A 16,100-nucleotide genomic window follows, 5' to 3' on the forward strand; every position below is an offset into this window, starting at 1 on the left:
ACACTTTTAATCTATTCATAAATCAAGCCGCTATAAATAATTATACGATCATTAAACTATTTTTCTTTTGCATTAGTTCAACTATCTCAGCTGATTCAAATCCAATACGCCAATATAGTAGCTGCAAAACATCCAACTCATCTTGCGTGATAATTCGATCATTCCATAAACATATTTCAGCAACCCCAAGAATGCTTAACCGCTCACGCAGCAGCAGCCCAGAAATATCATTTAGGATTTCAGCCAAATCAATTGGCTCATCAGATATATCGCGATAGAACTCTAGTTCTTCTTTCGTTAAGATTCGATTGAGGATTTTTTCACGCACTTCGAGTTGGTTATCACTGTTAATCTGTTGCACATGCAACAAAGCATCAATCAAACGCACAATACTCGGTTTTACATCTTCTAAAGATGTAGGTGTATGTGCAGGCAACAGATTTAACTCATATTTCACTGTTTCAAGTAGTAAGGCATCGAGCAAACCAATTTCACCATCTTCTTGAATAATTTTGGCCAGCTTGGTTAAGAACTGCCGTGAAATCGTCGCAGGCATGGTGCCAATATTTTTACATGCTTCATGAAAAATTGAGATATGCACACGACCATCAAGATTCAATAAGGCATCTACAATCGCACGACTCACCTCAGCTTCAGTCGGAATAAACTCTCGGTACTGACGAATCATTAAAATCGCAACCATGACCTCACGCGAACCCGTTGCTGTTTGTAAGGCACGTTGGATTAATTCAGGTCTCTGCCAATTTTCACGAATCTCGGGGTTCAACGGTTTAATTGCATCTCGTATCGCAAAACTAATCGGTGATAAGCGCAGTAAAGGCAATGGTTGTGGCGAATTCCATGGTGTTGCAACATCTGGACTAGCTTCTTCTAGTGAACGGAATAAATAAAATAGCGGCTGGTTTCGCAGTTTTTTTAAATTTTCTAGTTGCAGGTCATGAATGAGCGCCGGATTTAATTCAAAAATACGCTGTTCAATACTTGGGTGAATATTCATCCAGTTTTGCGGACTGAGTGAGTTTGCAAAACACATATGAGAAATCGATTCCGCATATTCACTATGAATTTGCGAACCTGAATGATGCACATAAATCCTTAATAAGGTTTGAATATTGGCATCATTTTGGATCAGACGTTTAGTTTTCTGGTCATTACGATAGGTTCGAGAACCCAAAGAGATATATTTAATAAAGCGGGAAATCAAAACACCTAAACTACCGATCAACCAAATAACTGCGCCAATCGCTACAAAGAGCGTTTCAAACTTATTGTCCCTTGCTTGTCCATTTTTATAGAAACCACGTTTTGCAATTTTACTGCCCCACTGACTAAAGGTCGTCAAACCGCTATATAAGATTTTCAAACGGGTATTTTCAGCAGCTTCCCCCGACAAGATCTTATTAAACTCATGGCTCAGCAAACCATACATTTCCATCTCATCTAGGGTTTGTAAGGCACCCCAGGTTAAAATGATCGATGTATCTCGAGGGCTAAAACCAGCGGTGAGCGCATTCACACCCACTTCATCAGGTAAGACATAAAGTGCGGGGGTATCGATTAAAAAAGTATCTGCCAGCTGCTCAGTCATACGCAGTGCAACACTTTCTTCAGGAATACTTTCAATGAGACTCAGACGTCGCGCACCTAACTGTTTTGCAAGTGAATAACCACCTAAGCGAAAGGTGTAAAAATCATAGAGAACTGAAACCAACATAATCAGCAGTACAGCAGCCACTAAAAATGGGCTAAGGACATGCCAATAGATAGACTGAGTGGAATCATAATAATCCACAATTAAACCGACAATTACATTAATAATTGCGACGGTCAAAAACACTGCCGCCATACACATGGTGACAGGCCAAAACATATTTTTGTTTTTTATAAAATCATAACCCACACGTCTCAATGTAATACCCTTAAGCTACATTGTCTTTTGTTTGCTCATCATAAATGAAAAAAGCGGGAAATTCCCGCTTTTTCAGTGTGTTTTCAGCAGATTATTCTTCGCGAACACCTGTTAAATCCACAGAAGCTGCATCAATGTTAACATCGATATAAGCTGGCTTTTCATTTTTTGCAGAGTCATTACGCTTACGCTCTAAAGCTGCCAAATATTCAGCATCAATACCGCCTGCCACATATTTACCATCAAATACCGAGCAATCAAAGTCTTGTAACTCAGGGACTTTCTTGGTGCGTACTGCAGATTTTAGATCTTCCAAGTCTTGGAAAATCAAGCGATCAGCACCAATAATTTCACGAATTTCTTCAACGCTACGTTCTGACGCAATCAGTTCAGATTTGGCTGGCATATCAATCCCGTACACGTTTGGATATTTCACCATCGGTGCTGCAGACGCAAAGAAGACTTTTTTCGCACCCGCATCACGCGCCATTTGAATGATTTCGTTACAAGTCGTACCACGAACAATCGAGTCATCGACCAAGAGTACGTTTTTGCCTTGGAACTCTAACTCTACAGGGTTGAGCTTTTGACGCACAGATTTCTTACGAAGTTGCTGACCCGGCATAATGAAGGTACGACCGATATAACGGTTCTTCATGAAGCCTTCACGGAATTTCACACCTAAGGTATTTGCAAGTTCTAGCGCCGAAGTACGTGAAGTATCAGGAATTGGGATCACGACATCGATATCGTGCTCATCACCCCATTCACGTAGAATTTTCTGAGCAAGTTTTTCGCCCATTTTCAAACGTGCTTTGTAAACTGAAATACCATCAATAGTCGCATCTGGACGCGCAAAATATACGTATTCAAAGATACAAGGACGATATTCAGGGGCTACTGCACACTGTTTGGTCGACATCACGCCATCAGCAGTAATATAAATTGCTTCACCCGGTGCAATATCTCGCTCAACTTTAAAGCCAAGCGCTGTAATTGCGACAGATTCAGACGCAATAATATATTCCATACCATTTTCAGTTTCACGAGAACCGTAAATTAATGGACGAATACCATTTGGATCACGAAAACCCACAAGGCCTTGACCTGTGATCATAGCAACAACCGCATAACCACCTTTGCAACGTTCATGCACACGTGAAACCACGTGGAATACATCTTCAGCGCTTGGTGTAAGTTTTGCGCGTTTTTGCAATTCGTGAGCAAATACGTTTAATAATACTTCTGAGTCTGAATCGGTGTTCATATGACGTAAGTCAGTCTTGAACAAGTCATCATGAATTTCAGCAGCATTAGTTAAGTTACCATTATGTGCAAGCGTGATGCCATAAGGTGAGTTTACATAGAATGGCTGAGCTTCAGCACTGCTTGAAGAACCAGCAGTTGGGTAACGAACATGGCCAATACCATAATTACCCTGTAATGCACGCATATGACGTGTGTGGAACACATCACGCACCATACCCGTATCTTTACGCAGGAATAAACGACCATCCTGACAAGTTACGATCCCGGCTGCATCCTGTCCACGATGTTGTAACATCGTTAACGCATCAAACAACATTTGGTTAACAGGTGATTTACCAGCTATACCAACTACTCCACACATAGCAACCTCGCAGACAAGCTAGGGTTAATAAAAAGGATTATTTGTTGACTCACCCGATCCAGAACGTCCGTGCTTGTTCTGCGACTCAGATGGGAGGTCTGAAGATTTCTGAGCATCTTCAGACTGAATATGATGAAGTGCTTGATTTGCAGCATCTTTGGACAATTCGGTTGCCCAAGGCGCATATGGCAATAATGACTGAACCATTTTAGATTGTTTCCAATGTGGTGAACTTTCTACCCAAGGACCTAGCCCCTGCATAGTGATCAGCACCACCAACAATCCTTTTAAGCTTCCAAAAACACCACCTGCCAGTCGATTTAACGGACCGAGCTTTAATGTTTTCAAAATACTGTTCAATAACCATGTCGCGACCCAAGTCATGACTACAATCAACAATACAATAAATGCGAACGCGGCAATCTTCTGTACCACTGGATCTGTACTTAAAGATGTCATCGAAGGTGCAAGGACGGTTGCATACTTTGCCGCAATGACAAGTGCAAGAATCCATCCAATGAAGTTCGCAAAGGCTTTTACAAATCCTTGACGCAAACCGTTAAGCCCTCCAATGAGCAAAATAATCAGTATAAAGATATCAATGGTATTCATGATATTTACAATGCGTCTACGCAGTCTTTTACAAGTGTCGGACCTGTATATATGAGGCCACTATACACTTGTACAAGGCTTGCTCCTGCTTTTTGTTTCGCAACAGCATCCGCGCCCGACAAAATACCACCAACACCGATCAATGGAATTTGACCGTTTAATACTTTAGCAAAAGCCGCCAAACATGCCGTACTTTTTTCAAAGACTGGTGCACCGGATAGACCACCAGCTTCATCACCAAATGGAAGGCCTTCAACACCTTCCCGTGACAAAGTCGTATTGGTGACAATCAGACCATCAATTTTAAATTTTAACAATTGTTGGGCAATAAAATTAATGTCTTCAGGTTCTAGATCTGGTGCAACTTTAAGTACTAAGGGTACATAATGTTGATTTTCATCCGCCAACTCGAGTTGACGTTTCTTGAGCGTCTCTAACAGTTCAGTCAAAGCATCACCGCTTTGTAAGCTGCGAAGATTTTTTGTGTTAGGAGATGAAATATTAACGGTAATATAAGAAGCGTAGTTATAAACTTTTTCTAGACAAATCAGATAATCGTCAACTGCTTTTTCAACAGGTGTGACTGCATTTTTACCGATATTGATCCCAAGTACACCCTTAAATTTTGCAGCTTTGACATTTTCGATCAACTGATCCACGCCATCGTTGTTAAAACCCATGCGGTTAATAATGGCTTTTGCTTTCGGTAAACGAAATAAACGAGGTTCAGGGTTCCCTGATTGTGGAAGTGGTGTAATTGTACCAATTTCAATAAAGCCGAAGCCCTGGCTCGCCAGCGCATCGATATAAGCACCGTTTTTATCAAGACCGGCTGCTAAACCAACAGGATTAGGAAATTCGATTCCCATACATGTCACTGGTTTAGACGCCACGTTTTGACGCATCATTCCCATCTTGTGAGAAGATTTCAACAGCGATAATGTCAGCTCATGTGCACGCTCTGGTGCTAAAGTAAACAACAAAGGGCGGGCTAGAGAATACAACATATCTATAAAAGTCTACTGCTTTTTAAGTCGGCATATTATAGGCACAGCACAGATAAAACACCATGCTTAGCAGATCTTTATTTTTACCGATTATTGTACACTCGCTGTTAATTTAACCTGTCCTGCTTCAGAACTTAATTCCATCTTTTCAATACTTAAGCCCATTTGAACCAATTGCGTCAAAAAATTGGCCAGAATTGCATAATTTTCATGCATCACTGCAATCTGTATTTGCTCACCGACTTGTTGAGATGCTACTGACAAGCCCTGTTGTTGCGATACACGCTGAACTTTTTCCAACGCGCTCAGTTGTGTATCACCTGCTGGCTTCATCGTGACGGCATTACTTTGCATCCAAACAACAGTATCTTTGAGTTCATTCACGCGCTTTTGTTGAAAATTTGCAGCTTTGTTCATATAAAACAGTGCCGAACCAATCGCTGCCACTACAACAAAAATTGTGGTAAAGATCACCATGACTCGTTCACGAGTAGAAAGTTGGTCTAAATAATCAGTGATGCGCTCAATTTGCCCATCTATACGTTGCTGTAGGTTTTCCATTTTTATCATTATTGTATTTTCACCAATCCAATCGCGCCGTTGGCACTTGGTTGAATATTCCCTAATTCGACTTTAAAACCTTGTTGTTTTAATTGATTAGTTAGGGTTTGTAATACTTCTGCGGAATTAGCTTTTAACTCCATATTCAGCATCGAGGATTCATAGCTCACACGATTTGCAGAAATTTGGTTTTGCATTAGAACAAGACCAACACGGCTCAGTAAGGACAGCGCCTGCGCATTGCCGGTTTGACTCTGACGCAATTGTGACTCGAACTGGCTTTTCAGCGTTTGTTCAGTGACAGGATAGCTTTGCCCAAACCAATATTTAAACTGATCAATCGCTTGTGCCGCAGTGATATTGGCCACTTTTTTGTATTGATACCAACGAACTGCATCATAGCTAAACTGTGTAATTACAGCCGCGACCAAAACTGCTGCACATGCTTTCCAATAACCGCTTACACCCGTATTGGTTTTGGCTTTCGGCAAAACATTGAGTGGATGTTGTTTCGGTTTTTTTATATTGGGTAATTCATAATGAAACGATTCAATGTGATCATGCGTTACAGTGGCTTCAAGACTATGCGTCTGATCTGAACTTAGATTTGAAATCTTATAGTTCGGCTGACCAATTTGATAATCTAAGTACAATGCCAAATCATCAACAGACTGACCGACATATTCACTATTTCGGACCAATAAATGACCGCTGACATTTGCCAAAACATGTTGCCCTGCTTCTGGACTTGGCAAGACCAAAAAGTCAGGTAATAACGAAATGACTTTCACAGGGATTAGTGTCAAAGCATGCTGCATCGTTTCGACTGCACTATGCGCAACCCCCATGACCGTTAATTCATCTGGACTTTGAAAATGATGCAATACTTTCATTGCATCCAAAGGCAAAATGACATATTCCTCAAGTAAATATTTTACGCCGTCTGGGCCAAGTTTTTTATATTGGTTTTTTGGAAAATTTTGCTGAATGATTTGTACATCACGACTTGGAAAGAAAACAACCGCTTCCTTTCCCGCATATGGCTGAATTTCCTGAATCAATTGTTCAAGTGTCGATGACTGCTTCCAGAAATCCCCTTCTGACCATTGCCAAACCCCATTGGCTTCGGGCATCCATAAATACAACATTAATTTTTCTGCCGTTTTAATTGGTTTTTATGTTGATGGTATAAACGTTTTAATTTGTGTTGATAACCCTGGAGCAATGACCGCTTGTTCATAAATGCGCGCTTCTGCCAAAGCATAGGGATTAAAATATTCTGAGACCAAAACACTGGCCATATGTGCCACAACGTTCATATGGCACACCACCACAATAGACTCATACGGTAAATGTGACAACCATTCCACTGCAACTTTGGCATCATCTTCCGGTTTGATGGCATTACAAATAACCACAGGCACATGTGGAAAATGTTTTTGCAAAGATGAAAGTGTTTGCTGCGCACGCAGTAGCGGACTCACCACAAAAACGTCTGGTTGAATTATATCTTTCAAATATGCTGCAGTTTCTGCCGCTTGAGTTTGTCCGCGCGCTGTTAAAGGACGCTTTTCATCAATCCCCATTACTGGCGGAGCAGCTTCGCCATGCCTAACCAATGTCAGTTGCATAAAATTTCCTTATTCTATTCCGCACATTATATACAGCCAGTATGACAAAGCTATGTGTATTGCATATTAATCAGCAAACTTAAACTTGCTGATGTGGCAAGACAAATTCAACATCACTGCGATGGCCATTTTTCATCAGTGACAATGCAATATTCAGTGCCGGTGCACCTTCAAAAATCACTTCGTACAAGGCACTGGTAATTGGCATATACACACCCAACTCCTCAGAGCGTGCGCGTACTTGCACAATGGTATTAATCCCTTCCGCAGTTTGTCCCAGTTCTTTGGTGGCTTGTTCTAAGCTTTTACCACTACCGAGTGCAAAGCCGACTTGGTAATTGCGGCTGAGTGGACTACTACAAGTTGCAAATAAGTCACCGACACCAGATAAACCTAGGAATGTTAATGGGTTTGCGCCTAATTTCACTGCAAAGCGGCTCATTTCTGCCAAAGCACGTGTCAAAATCATACTCTTGGTATTTTCACCGACACCATAAGCCGCAGCTAGACCCATCGCGACTGCATAGATATTTTTCAGAGCACCGCCCAATTCCACGCCATGCACATCATCACTGGCAAATACACGGAACAACGCACTGTGTAGCGCTTGTTGAACTGCATAACGAACCAGTTCAGATTGGCTTGCAATCACAGTCCCCGCAGGTTGTCCTGCAACAATTTCCTTCGCCAAGTTTGGCCCTGAAAGCACACCATAAGGGACTTCAGGAAGTTCTTCACGAATAATATCGCTCATAAAGCTAAAGGTATTGGCTTCAATACCTTTGGTTAAAGACACCACTGCTTGTGAGGTTATAAAAGGTTTGATCTGCTGTAAAACACTACGGAAAGAATGGCTCGGAATAGCCACTAAAATAATGTCACGATTACATACTGCTTTTTCTAAATCTGAAACAGCGAGCAAACCGGCTTCTAATTGAAAATCTGGCAAGTAACGTTTATTGATATGTGTTGCATTGATATCCGCAGCCACCGCCTCATCACGAATCCATATCATGGTGTCACAGCCATTACGTACTGCAGTATTGGCCATCGCAGTACCAAAACTCCCACCACCCAACACCGTAACACGCAGTGCCGTTTTTTGGTCTACTGACACAGGGCTAACAAGACTTGCAAAATCAAGTTCTGACATTGTTCTTTTATCCTAATTTCTTTACTGATCGGTCTTGTTCAATCGACCTATTTTTCACTTTTATTGGTTTGCTTTATGCCAATGGCTTACAAAATCAGCAGACTGTATTTCAGCACGCGGTGGAATTGCTTTCACTGCTGTACCGATATAAATAATGCCTGAAATCAAATCGTTTTCCGTTAAACCCAAGGCTTGTTTAAACAATTTAGATTCAACCACCGCCCCACTACGCCACATAGTTGAAAAGCCCTGTGCTTGTAAAGAGAGCAAAAAGTTTTGTACTGCTGCGCCTGAACTTAAAATTTGTTCGAAATGCGGAACTTTGGGATGATCTTGTAATTGAGTTAAAGCCAAAACCAATAGTGGCGCACGAAATGGATGGTGTTTCACACGTTCCAACTGCGCTTCTTCTGTTTGTCCAGTATCGGCTAAAGCATGTGAAAGCAACTCACCAAATGCTTCACGTTCAGTTTCAGGAATAATCACGAAACGCGTAGGCTTAAGACGATGATGATCTGGCGCCGTTAAAGCGGCTTGAAACGCATTTTCCAATTGCTCAGCATTCGGCGCAGGTTCAATTAAATGACCAATCGACTGACGCTGATGAATATTTTGATGAACTGTATCAACTGCTGATTTTAGAATTGACATCTATACACTGTACTTTAAAACGTTTGCTCAAGATTAGCATATTCTCAATAACTTACTCTAGAATGTTTGCATCAGACTCGGTGCTTATTTGTTAAGTCAGCTTTATTCACAGATTTACTATAAAAAAACCGCATAACTTGTACAGCAGTTCCCTGTTCTATAAGAAATTTTATGTTCAAATAAATCAAATTGTTTCTAACTCGGGGCACCGTATGAAAAAATTCAACAAAACTGTTGCCATTGTTAGCACGCTAAGCGCAACTGTGCTTTTAGCTGCATGTACATCTACGCCAACAAAATCTTTAGCGATTCAAAAACCAAATAATCAATATGAAGTGACTGCCGTAGGTAAAACCAGTTTAGCGGCAAAAAATAATGCAATTGCAGCTGCAAATAGTACCTGTGGTAAAAATGCGACCCCTGTCGTGGTGGATGAAAAGCAAGAATACAACGGAGTTTTAAAAGGCGTGGTCGATGAAAAGACAGGTCAAATGATTCAGGCGGCGGCTGGCGTACTTGGCACCATTACTGGAAATAGCGGCAGCATCAGCAAAGATGATGATTACCAAACCGTACTAACCTTTAGTTGCCGTGCAAACTAAAACGCTAGTCTGTGATTTTGTTTTGCCATTAACTCAAAATGAAATAGTCGACATGAAATAAAAAAGCCTGCAAATCTGCAGGCTTTTTAGAAGCAAAATTAGCAATAACCGTCTAAACGGGTTAAAGGTAATTTTTGACCAATGGCTTTTTCAATTTCAGGTAATGAAAAAGCATCATCTTCAGACAAGAAACTAATACTCACACCACGAGTACCCGCACGACCTGTACGACCGATACGGTGTACATAATCATCAGACTGTTCAGGAAGTGTGAAGTTCACTACATGAGAAACACCATCGACATGGATACCACGACCCGCAACGTCTGTTGCAATCATGATGTTATGTTGACCATTTTTGAACTGATCAAGCATTTTCAAACGTTTATCTTGAGCGATTTCACCTGACAACATCACCACTTTATAACCATCTTTTTTGAGGTGATCATAAAGTTTACGCACTTGATCACGACGGTTGGCAAAGATCATGACCTTTTCAATTGGTTCATCACGTAAGATGTCTTCCAATAATTTATATTTATCAGACTTCGCCACCATGTAGACACGTTGCTCTACATCTGCATTGGTTTTTTTCTCAGGTTCAATTTCAACAGTTACTGGTTCAAACAACCATTGCTGTGCCAAATTTAAAACGTCATAACTAAATGTTGCAGAGAACATCAAAGTTTGTCGTTGTTCTTTACGTGGTGAAAAGCGCACGATACGTTTCACTGAAGGAATAAAGCCCATATCTAAAAGACGGTCAGCTTCATCGATCACTAAAAATTCAATTTGATCGAGCCAAACTTCTTTTTGTTCCACAAAGTCAATTAAGCGGCCTGGGGTTGCAACCATAATGTCGACAAAATTACGATTTAATAGATTTTTTTGCTTATCAAAATCTACCCCACCGAGCAAAGTCATGACATTGAGATCAGTGTATTTCACTAAATCTTTTGCATCACTTTCAATTTGCAAAGCAAGTTCGCGCGTTGGTGCAAGAATCAATGCACGCGGTTCACCACGATAACGCTGTTCTTTAATTGGATTATTCAACAAGTCATTGATCACACTGACCAAGAAAGCCGCAGTCTTCCCAGTACCAGTTTGAGCACGACCAATAGCGTCATGTCCAGCCAATGTAAATTTTAAAACCTTTTGCTGAATAGGCGTCATATCCTTAAAACCCAAAGCATCAATGGCTTTTTTAAGGTTCGGATGTAAATTTAAGGTTTCAAAACCTGATGACATATAGATGTGCCCTAATTGAATAATCACAAAATTGCTGAAGCATTATAAACAAAAAACGCCCCAATTTACATTGGAGCGTTTTTGAGTACATTCAGACGATTAGTCTAAAGGTTGTACTTCTTCAGCTTGGAAGCCTTTTTGACCTTTAACAACGCTGAATTCTACGCGTTGGCCGTCACGAAGTGAACGGTGGCCTTCGCCCATAATTGCGCGGAAATGAACGAATACGTCGTCGCCGCCGTTACGTTGAATAAAGCCAAAGCCTTTAGTGTCGTTGAACCATTTAACAACGCCTTGTTCACGAGCTGTCATAAGTTAATCCTTATCGTATTTAAAAAAGAAGGACCACCCGGTGTTGCAAACAGCAGACCAAACAAGGTTAAAAAAAATATTTTTATTTCTAAGCTTGTAATCATTCTGTAAAACTATCAACAAAATCCCGGTTACATCCAAATATATCAAGAGTTAAGAGGCTTCACAGCCAACAAAAATCTTAACAACGCAACGAGCTTAACACGGGTTTACCGCAATTAATAGATTTTTTTGATCTATTTTCCTTTTGAATATTCTTATTTTTTCACATCGTTTGAGTTATAAATCACAAAGGATTTTTACCTATTTTAGGTTGGGATTTGGCACTGTATTTGCTAATATTTCCATTGAAATGTAAACATGTTGGATCTGCTTCGTGAGTGACAGCCAAAATTCGCTTTTAACTGTAGATGCAATGGGTAAACCCTGCCCGATGCCACTATTGATGCTCAAAAAAGCTTTAAAGAAAAGTCCAGACCAATCTTTATTGTTAAAGTCATCCGATCCGCACAGCCAACAAGATGTATCACGATACTGTCAAATACATCAGTTAAACTGTGAAATGCGCAAAATTTCCGATTCTGAGTTTCATTACTTGATTGAATCTTAAAAAGATTCAGTTAAACTAAATTGCTTCATAATTGAATAAAAGTTTACATTTCTATACCCAATTTTCCATAATTTACGGAAATATTGGATTAAGATGAATCTTAGTTATTGGGCTTACCCATTTTAATTCTCAAGGAGAAAACATGAGTGACAGCAGCAATCAATTGATGCCCCTGTCATTATCGGCACCTGGGGTGAATCTTGGTGCTTATATTAGTACTGTTAATCAGATTCCAATTTTATCGGCCGAACAAGAAAAAGAGCTGGCCGAACGTTATTATTATGACCAAGATTTAGACGCAGCTAAAATGCTGGTGATGTCACATCTTCGTTTTGTTGTGCATATCGCACGTAGCTATGCAGGCTACGGCTTGCCACAAGGTGACCTGATTCAAGAAGGTAACTTGGGCTTAATGAAAGCGGTAAAACGTTTTGACCCAAACATGGGCGTACGTCTCGTATCTTTTGCTGTACATTGGATTAAAGCAGAAATTCATGAATATGTGATTCGTAACTGGCGTATTGTCAAAATTGCGACCACTAAAGCGCAGCGTAAATTATTCTTTAATTTACGTAGCTTAAAAAAGTCCTCTAAAAAATTAACTTTGGCTGAAGCACAGTCGATTGCCAATGACTTAAATGTAACACCTGAACAAGTCTTGGAAATGGAAGGCCGTTTAACAGCTTATGATGCTGCCTTTGAAGCTCAAGGTGATGATGACGATGAAGGTTCAACCCATGTCGCTCCTGCCCTTTATCTCGAAGATAACCGTTACGACCCTGCGCGTTTAGCGGAAGATGAAGATTACGAAGAACAAAGCACTTCAGCTTTACATGAAGCCATGGATCAGCTGGATGACCGTTCACGTAATATCTTACAACGTCGCTGGTTAGATGACGAAAAGTCGACGCTACATGAATTGGCGGCGGAATATAATGTATCTGCTGAACGTATTCGTCAGTTGGAAAAAAATGCGATGGAAAAAATTAAAGTCGCAATGTCCTCAAACTAAGTTGAAGGCTTCTCCGGTCATTCTTAAAAAGAGCATTTCGATGCTCTTTTTTATGTCTGAATAGTATTGAATGACAGACTGTAACCCAAAAACTTTGGGCATTTTTGCTTTAACCCTGCGTGCTAAATATGCTATGGTTATGCGCAAATTTTGTTAAGGTGAATGCACATGTGGATTGCCATTTCCGCACTTAACTTAGCTTTTGCTGTAATGCTTGGTGCCTTTGGTGCACACGGATTAAAAGCTCGCGCGACTGAAGCCCAATTGGCTTGGTGGCAAACTGCAACGGACTATTTCTTTTATCATGCACTAGGCTTACTTGCCCTCGCGATCTTATCCAAAGTCATTCCCCAACTTCCAATTAAAGCTAGTTTCCTCCTTATACAAATTGGTATTTTCTTCTTCTGTGGTTCTTTATATGTGATGGCTCTAGGTTTACCACGCAGTCTCGGTGCAATTACTCCAATTGGTGGAGCGTTGATGATTGCTGGATGGCTCATATTGGCCTGGAATGCATTTAAATACGCAAAATAATTAACAGCAGATATTGACCTTACTCAATCGGTAAGGCAGCAAGAACGGAATCCACAAATGCAAATTTATTTAAACGGCGAAGCTACACAAACCGAATGTGTCAACCTCTTGCAATTGGTTCAACAATTACAACTGGAAGGCAAACGCTTCGCTGTTGAAAAAAATGAAATGATCATCTCGAAAAGTAAATTGGAACAAACCCCAATTGCAGAGCAAGATCATATTGAAATTATTCATGCCGTAGGTGGCGGCTAAAATGGAGCTCCCATGGAAGATACACCCCTAATCATTGGTTCACGTACATTTAATTCACGACTTTTAGTTGGTACAGGTAAGTACAAGGACTTAACGGAAACTGACCAGGCCATTCAAGCCAGTGGTGCTGAAATTGTGACCGTTGCCATTCGCCGTGTGAATATTGGTCAGCATCCAGACCAGCCGAACTTGCTTTCTGTAGTTCCACCTGAAAAATATACGATTTTGCCAAATACAGCAGGTTGTTTCGATGCGAACAGCGCGGTTCGTACTTGTATGTTGGCGCGTGAACTCTTAGATGGTCACAATCTGGTTAAACTTGAGGTTTTAGGGGATGAGAAAACCCTATATCCAAATGTTACCGAGACTTTAAAAGCTGCACGAACGTTGATTGACGATGGCTTTGAAATCATGGTTTATACCTCGGATGACCCAATTGTGGCACAAGAACTGGAAAGCATGGGCTGTGTAGCCATTATGCCTTTAGGTAGTCTTATTGGCTCAGGTTTAGGCATTCTCAACCCACATACTATTTCGATCATTAAAGACAATGCCAAAGTGCCTGTCTTGGTCGATGCCGGTGTGGGTACTGCAAGTGATGCAGCGATAGCAATGGAATTGGGCTGTGATGGCGTATTAATGAATACGGCAATTGCAGCTGCTCAAAACCCTGTTCTGATGGCTTCAGCGATGAAAAAAGCAGTTGAAGCTGGTCGTGAAGCTTTCCTAGCAGGACGTATGCCTCGTAAACGCATGGCAAATGCCAGTTCACCTGAAACTGGATACTTCTTTAAATAAGAACTCATTCACGGTATAAAAGAGGACTCTATTGAGTCCTTTTTTTGATTTTGAAAACCTGATAATAATGAAAATATCCCATATATTTTGTACTTTGAGTCTTTGTGCCGCATCTAGTTGGCTATCAGCCCAAGTGCCCAGCACAGCCAAATCACTTGCACCGCAAGGTTGGAACATTTTGATGGCTACGACTGGCGATCTAAACAAAGATCAAATGCCAGATGTTGCGATGATCGTGGAAAAACAAAAAGTCGATGTGGCGACCTATGATGACGATGGCAAAGTCGTTCATAACCATCCACGAAAACTCATTGTGTTTTTTAAAACCGCAAAGGGATATCAACGTATCGTTGAAAACAACAGTATCCCAGTCGCTCAGCAGCCCAATTCATGCTTACTTGATCCACTTGCTGAAGCAGAAGACATCCAAATCAGTAAAGGCAATTTACTCGTTCATTTTAGTTATTTTATGGCTTGTGGTGGCTGGGAATGGCCCCGACATAGTTATACCTTCCGTTGGCAAAATCAACGCTTTGACCTGATTGGTTTTGACTACAGTAGCTTTCACCGAGCTTCTGGTGAAGAAACATCGAAAAGTTATAATTTTTCGACCTTAAAACGTAAGGAAATTGTAGGCGGCAATATGTTTGAAGATGCAAAAACTCAAACCAAATGGTCAACCTTCAAAGCACCACAACAGCTCACGCTTAAAAATATTAACTTTGATGATTTCTATACACAGTTCGAGTACTAAGTTGAACCTGAGCAATGCCAATCTAGCAATAAAAAAACCGCCAATTTCGGCGGTCTTTTTTAATTCAATTTGAATACACAACTTAAGGAATTAAACCTTCATCTCGCATCGCAATTTGAACTGATTGGCGCTCTGCAACTTTGTTGCGTAATGCAATGATATTTTTATATGGCGTTAAATCATGACCGATGCCATTTGACCAATTTGTCAGTACAAAGAGATAAGCATCTGCTGGGCCAAAGTTATCATCGACCAAATAGTCGTTATCCGATTCACCAATCGCTTTATCGATGTATGTCAATAAACGATCAATTTCTGCATAAGCTTTTTCTTTAGCGTCTGCATCTAGTGGTGCACCAAAGAATACGGCATAAGCATCATGTAATTCTGAGTTCAAATAGCCAAGCCATTCTAAAACTTTGGCACGACCTAAACCTGATGGTGGAATTAAGTCTTGTTTTGGATCATGCTGTGCAAGGAACGGTAAAATGGCCACGTTCTCGGTCAGGATCAAACCTGGGTTGATTTCTAATGCAGGTACATAACCTTTTGGGTTGATCTCGTAATAATCCACCCCTTTTTCTGTTTTATGGTTTTTTAGGTCAACACGGACCAAATCAAAATCGACATTAATTTCATTTAAAATTATATGTGATGCTAATGAACATGCACCTGGAGAATAATAAAGCTTCATATCTGATCCTTGTTATGTACTATTCAATGTTTTAAATCTCTTCTGTCAAACTTTCAAGTGATCAAACCTGTAAATTGCAAAAAAGCGTAAATGCTGAAACACAT

The 16,100-nt window shown here is 40.6% G+C and carries 19 protein-coding genes; 7 read left to right on the forward strand and 12 right to left on the reverse strand.

Annotated elements, in window-relative coordinates:
- Nucleotides 1-40: 40 nt before the first annotated feature.
- The 9 genes from FTU62_RS11095 to FTU62_RS11135 all read right to left on the reverse strand — a co-directional run bounded on the left by FTU62_RS11095 (nucleotide 41) and on the right by FTU62_RS11135 (nucleotide 9,175).
- Nucleotides 41-1,930 (reverse strand): M48 family metalloprotease, encoded by a 1,890-nt coding sequence (locus FTU62_RS11095; RefSeq protein WP_180007308.1) that lies wholly within the window; start codon nucleotides 1,928-1,930, stop codon nucleotides 41-43.
- A gap of 91 nt (nucleotides 1,931-2,021) precedes the next feature.
- Nucleotides 2,022-3,560 carry an amidophosphoribosyltransferase gene (gene purF, locus FTU62_RS11100; protein ID WP_078193623.1) on the reverse strand — a complete coding sequence of 513 codons (1,539 nt, stop codon included), beginning with the start codon at nucleotides 3,558-3,560 and terminating at the stop codon, nucleotides 2,022-2,024.
- A gap of 24 nt (nucleotides 3,561-3,584) precedes the next feature.
- Nucleotides 3,585-4,172, reverse strand: a complete 588-nt coding sequence (locus tag FTU62_RS11105; protein WP_078188866.1) for a CvpA family protein — start codon at nucleotides 4,170-4,172, stop codon at nucleotides 3,585-3,587.
- 5 nt (nucleotides 4,173-4,177) lie between these two features.
- On the reverse strand, nucleotides 4,178-5,179 hold the full coding sequence (locus FTU62_RS11110; RefSeq protein WP_078188867.1) for a quinone-dependent dihydroorotate dehydrogenase: 1,002 nt from the start codon (nucleotides 5,177-5,179) through the stop codon (nucleotides 4,178-4,180).
- A gap of 90 nt (nucleotides 5,180-5,269) precedes the next feature.
- A complete protein-coding gene (gene gspM / locus FTU62_RS11115; protein ID WP_168378926.1) occupies nucleotides 5,270-5,749 on the reverse strand; it encodes a type II secretion system protein GspM in 480 nt (159 codons plus the stop codon).
- The gene (gspL, locus tag FTU62_RS11120) at nucleotides 5,749-6,888 is read right to left on the reverse strand and encodes a type II secretion system protein GspL (protein WP_180102678.1); all 1,140 of its coding nucleotides are present in this window, start codon (nucleotides 6,886-6,888) and stop codon (nucleotides 5,749-5,751) included. Before gspL ends, gspM begins: the two co-directional genes overlap by 1 nt.
- A gap of 27 nt (nucleotides 6,889-6,915) precedes the next feature.
- Nucleotides 6,916-7,371 carry a phosphoglycerate mutase family protein gene (locus FTU62_RS11125; protein WP_180102679.1) on the reverse strand — a complete coding sequence of 152 codons (456 nt, stop codon included), beginning with the start codon at nucleotides 7,369-7,371 and terminating at the stop codon, nucleotides 6,916-6,918.
- 79 nt (nucleotides 7,372-7,450) lie between these two features.
- On the reverse strand, nucleotides 7,451-8,524 hold the full coding sequence (locus FTU62_RS11130; RefSeq protein WP_078188874.1) for an NAD(P)H-dependent glycerol-3-phosphate dehydrogenase: 1,074 nt from the start codon (nucleotides 8,522-8,524) through the stop codon (nucleotides 7,451-7,453).
- Nucleotides 8,525-8,584: 60 nt separating this feature from the next.
- A complete protein-coding gene (locus FTU62_RS11135; RefSeq protein WP_171525909.1) occupies nucleotides 8,585-9,175 on the reverse strand; it encodes a nitroreductase family protein in 591 nt (196 codons plus the stop codon).
- 212 nt (nucleotides 9,176-9,387) lie between these two features.
- Between FTU62_RS11135 and FTU62_RS11140 the strand changes: the two genes are divergently transcribed.
- The gene (locus FTU62_RS11140) at nucleotides 9,388-9,777 is read left to right on the forward strand and encodes a hypothetical protein (protein WP_078188876.1); all 390 of its coding nucleotides are present in this window, start codon (nucleotides 9,388-9,390) and stop codon (nucleotides 9,775-9,777) included.
- Between the two features lie 98 nt (nucleotides 9,778-9,875).
- Here the strand turns inward: FTU62_RS11140 and rhlB are convergent, their stop codons facing one another.
- Together rhlB and FTU62_RS11150 are read right to left on the reverse strand one after the other, a co-directional pair.
- Nucleotides 9,876-11,027, reverse strand: coding sequence for an ATP-dependent RNA helicase RhlB (gene rhlB, locus FTU62_RS11145; protein WP_078193628.1), 1,152 nt, complete (start codon nucleotides 11,025-11,027; stop codon nucleotides 9,876-9,878).
- A 99-nt stretch (nucleotides 11,028-11,126) separates the two neighbouring features.
- Nucleotides 11,127-11,339 (reverse strand): cold-shock protein, encoded by a 213-nt coding sequence (locus FTU62_RS11150; protein WP_005014923.1) that lies wholly within the window; start codon nucleotides 11,337-11,339, stop codon nucleotides 11,127-11,129.
- Nucleotides 11,340-11,754: 415 nt separating this feature from the next.
- Between FTU62_RS11150 and FTU62_RS11155 the strand changes: the two genes are divergently transcribed.
- The 6 genes from FTU62_RS11155 to FTU62_RS11180 all read left to right on the forward strand — a co-directional run bounded on the left by FTU62_RS11155 (nucleotide 11,755) and on the right by FTU62_RS11180 (nucleotide 15,302).
- Nucleotides 11,755-11,949 (forward strand): sulfurtransferase TusA family protein, encoded by a 195-nt coding sequence (locus FTU62_RS11155; RefSeq protein WP_078189214.1) that lies wholly within the window; start codon nucleotides 11,755-11,757, stop codon nucleotides 11,947-11,949.
- A gap of 142 nt (nucleotides 11,950-12,091) precedes the next feature.
- Nucleotides 12,092-12,961, forward strand: a complete 870-nt coding sequence (rpoH, locus tag FTU62_RS11160) for an RNA polymerase sigma factor RpoH (RefSeq protein ID WP_078188879.1) — start codon at nucleotides 12,092-12,094, stop codon at nucleotides 12,959-12,961.
- A gap of 168 nt (nucleotides 12,962-13,129) precedes the next feature.
- The gene (locus FTU62_RS11165) at nucleotides 13,130-13,495 is read left to right on the forward strand and encodes a DUF423 domain-containing protein (protein WP_111885687.1); all 366 of its coding nucleotides are present in this window, start codon (nucleotides 13,130-13,132) and stop codon (nucleotides 13,493-13,495) included.
- 57 nt (nucleotides 13,496-13,552) lie between these two features.
- A complete protein-coding gene (gene thiS, locus FTU62_RS11170) occupies nucleotides 13,553-13,750 on the forward strand; it encodes a sulfur carrier protein ThiS (RefSeq protein WP_111885686.1) in 198 nt (65 codons plus the stop codon).
- Between the two features lie 12 nt (nucleotides 13,751-13,762).
- A complete protein-coding gene (locus FTU62_RS11175) occupies nucleotides 13,763-14,548 on the forward strand; it encodes a thiazole synthase (protein ID WP_180102680.1) in 786 nt (261 codons plus the stop codon).
- A 133-nt stretch (nucleotides 14,549-14,681) separates the two neighbouring features.
- The gene (locus FTU62_RS11180; protein WP_180102681.1) at nucleotides 14,682-15,302 is read left to right on the forward strand and encodes a hypothetical protein; all 621 of its coding nucleotides are present in this window, start codon (nucleotides 14,682-14,684) and stop codon (nucleotides 15,300-15,302) included.
- An 82-nt stretch (nucleotides 15,303-15,384) separates the two neighbouring features.
- Here FTU62_RS11180 and FTU62_RS11185 read toward each other — a convergent pair whose 3' ends face one another.
- On the reverse strand, nucleotides 15,385-15,996 hold the full coding sequence (locus FTU62_RS11185; protein ID WP_078188886.1) for a glutathione binding-like protein: 612 nt from the start codon (nucleotides 15,994-15,996) through the stop codon (nucleotides 15,385-15,387).
- Between the last annotated feature and the right edge of the window lie 104 nt (nucleotides 15,997-16,100).

The organism is Acinetobacter sp. YH12126 (genome assembly GCF_013418745.1).
In the GTDB taxonomy this organism is placed as follows: domain Bacteria; phylum Pseudomonadota; class Gammaproteobacteria; order Pseudomonadales; family Moraxellaceae; genus Acinetobacter; species Acinetobacter amyesii.

Bases quoted from the DNA above. Each gene is read 5' to 3' on its own strand.
- purF (WP_078193623.1), bottom strand. From the start codon at position 3,560: ATGTGTGGAGTAGTTGGTATAGCTGGTAAATCACCTGTTAACCAAATG.
- FTU62_RS11105 (WP_078188866.1), bottom strand. From the start codon at position 4,172: ATGAATACCATTGATATCTTTATACTGATTATTTTGCTCATTGGAGGG.
- FTU62_RS11110 (WP_078188867.1), bottom strand. From the start codon at position 5,179: ATGTTGTATTCTCTAGCCCGCCCTTTGTTGTTTACTTTAGCACCAGAG.
- gspM (WP_168378926.1), bottom strand. From the start codon at position 5,749: ATGATAAAAATGGAAAACCTACAGCAACGTATAGATGGGCAAATTGAG.
- gspL (WP_180102678.1), bottom strand. From the start codon at position 6,888: ATGTTGTATTTATGGATGCCCGAAGCCAATGGGGTTTGGCAATGGTCA.
- FTU62_RS11125 (WP_180102679.1), bottom strand. From the start codon at position 7,371: ATGCAACTGACATTGGTTAGGCATGGCGAAGCTGCTCCGCCAGTAATG.
- FTU62_RS11130 (WP_078188874.1), bottom strand. From the start codon at position 8,524: ATGTCAGAACTTGATTTTGCAAGTCTTGTTAGCCCTGTGTCAGTAGAC.
- FTU62_RS11135 (WP_171525909.1), bottom strand. From the start codon at position 9,175: ATGTCAATTCTAAAATCAGCAGTTGATACAGTTCATCAAAATATTCAT.
- FTU62_RS11140 (WP_078188876.1), top strand. From the start codon at position 9,388: ATGAAAAAATTCAACAAAACTGTTGCCATTGTTAGCACGCTAAGCGCA.
- rhlB (WP_078193628.1), bottom strand. From the start codon at position 11,027: ATGTCATCAGGTTTTGAAACCTTAAATTTACATCCGAACCTTAAAAAA.
- FTU62_RS11150 (WP_005014923.1), bottom strand. From the start codon at position 11,339: ATGACAGCTCGTGAACAAGGCGTTGTTAAATGGTTCAACGACACTAAA.
- FTU62_RS11155 (WP_078189214.1), top strand. From the start codon at position 11,755: ATGGGTAAACCCTGCCCGATGCCACTATTGATGCTCAAAAAAGCTTTA.
- rpoH (WP_078188879.1), top strand. From the start codon at position 12,092: ATGAGTGACAGCAGCAATCAATTGATGCCCCTGTCATTATCGGCACCT.
- FTU62_RS11165 (WP_111885687.1), top strand. From the start codon at position 13,130: ATGTGGATTGCCATTTCCGCACTTAACTTAGCTTTTGCTGTAATGCTT.
- thiS (WP_111885686.1), top strand. From the start codon at position 13,553: ATGCAAATTTATTTAAACGGCGAAGCTACACAAACCGAATGTGTCAAC.
- FTU62_RS11175 (WP_180102680.1), top strand. From the start codon at position 13,763: ATGGAAGATACACCCCTAATCATTGGTTCACGTACATTTAATTCACGA.
- FTU62_RS11185 (WP_078188886.1), bottom strand. From the start codon at position 15,996: ATGAAGCTTTATTATTCTCCAGGTGCATGTTCATTAGCATCACATATA.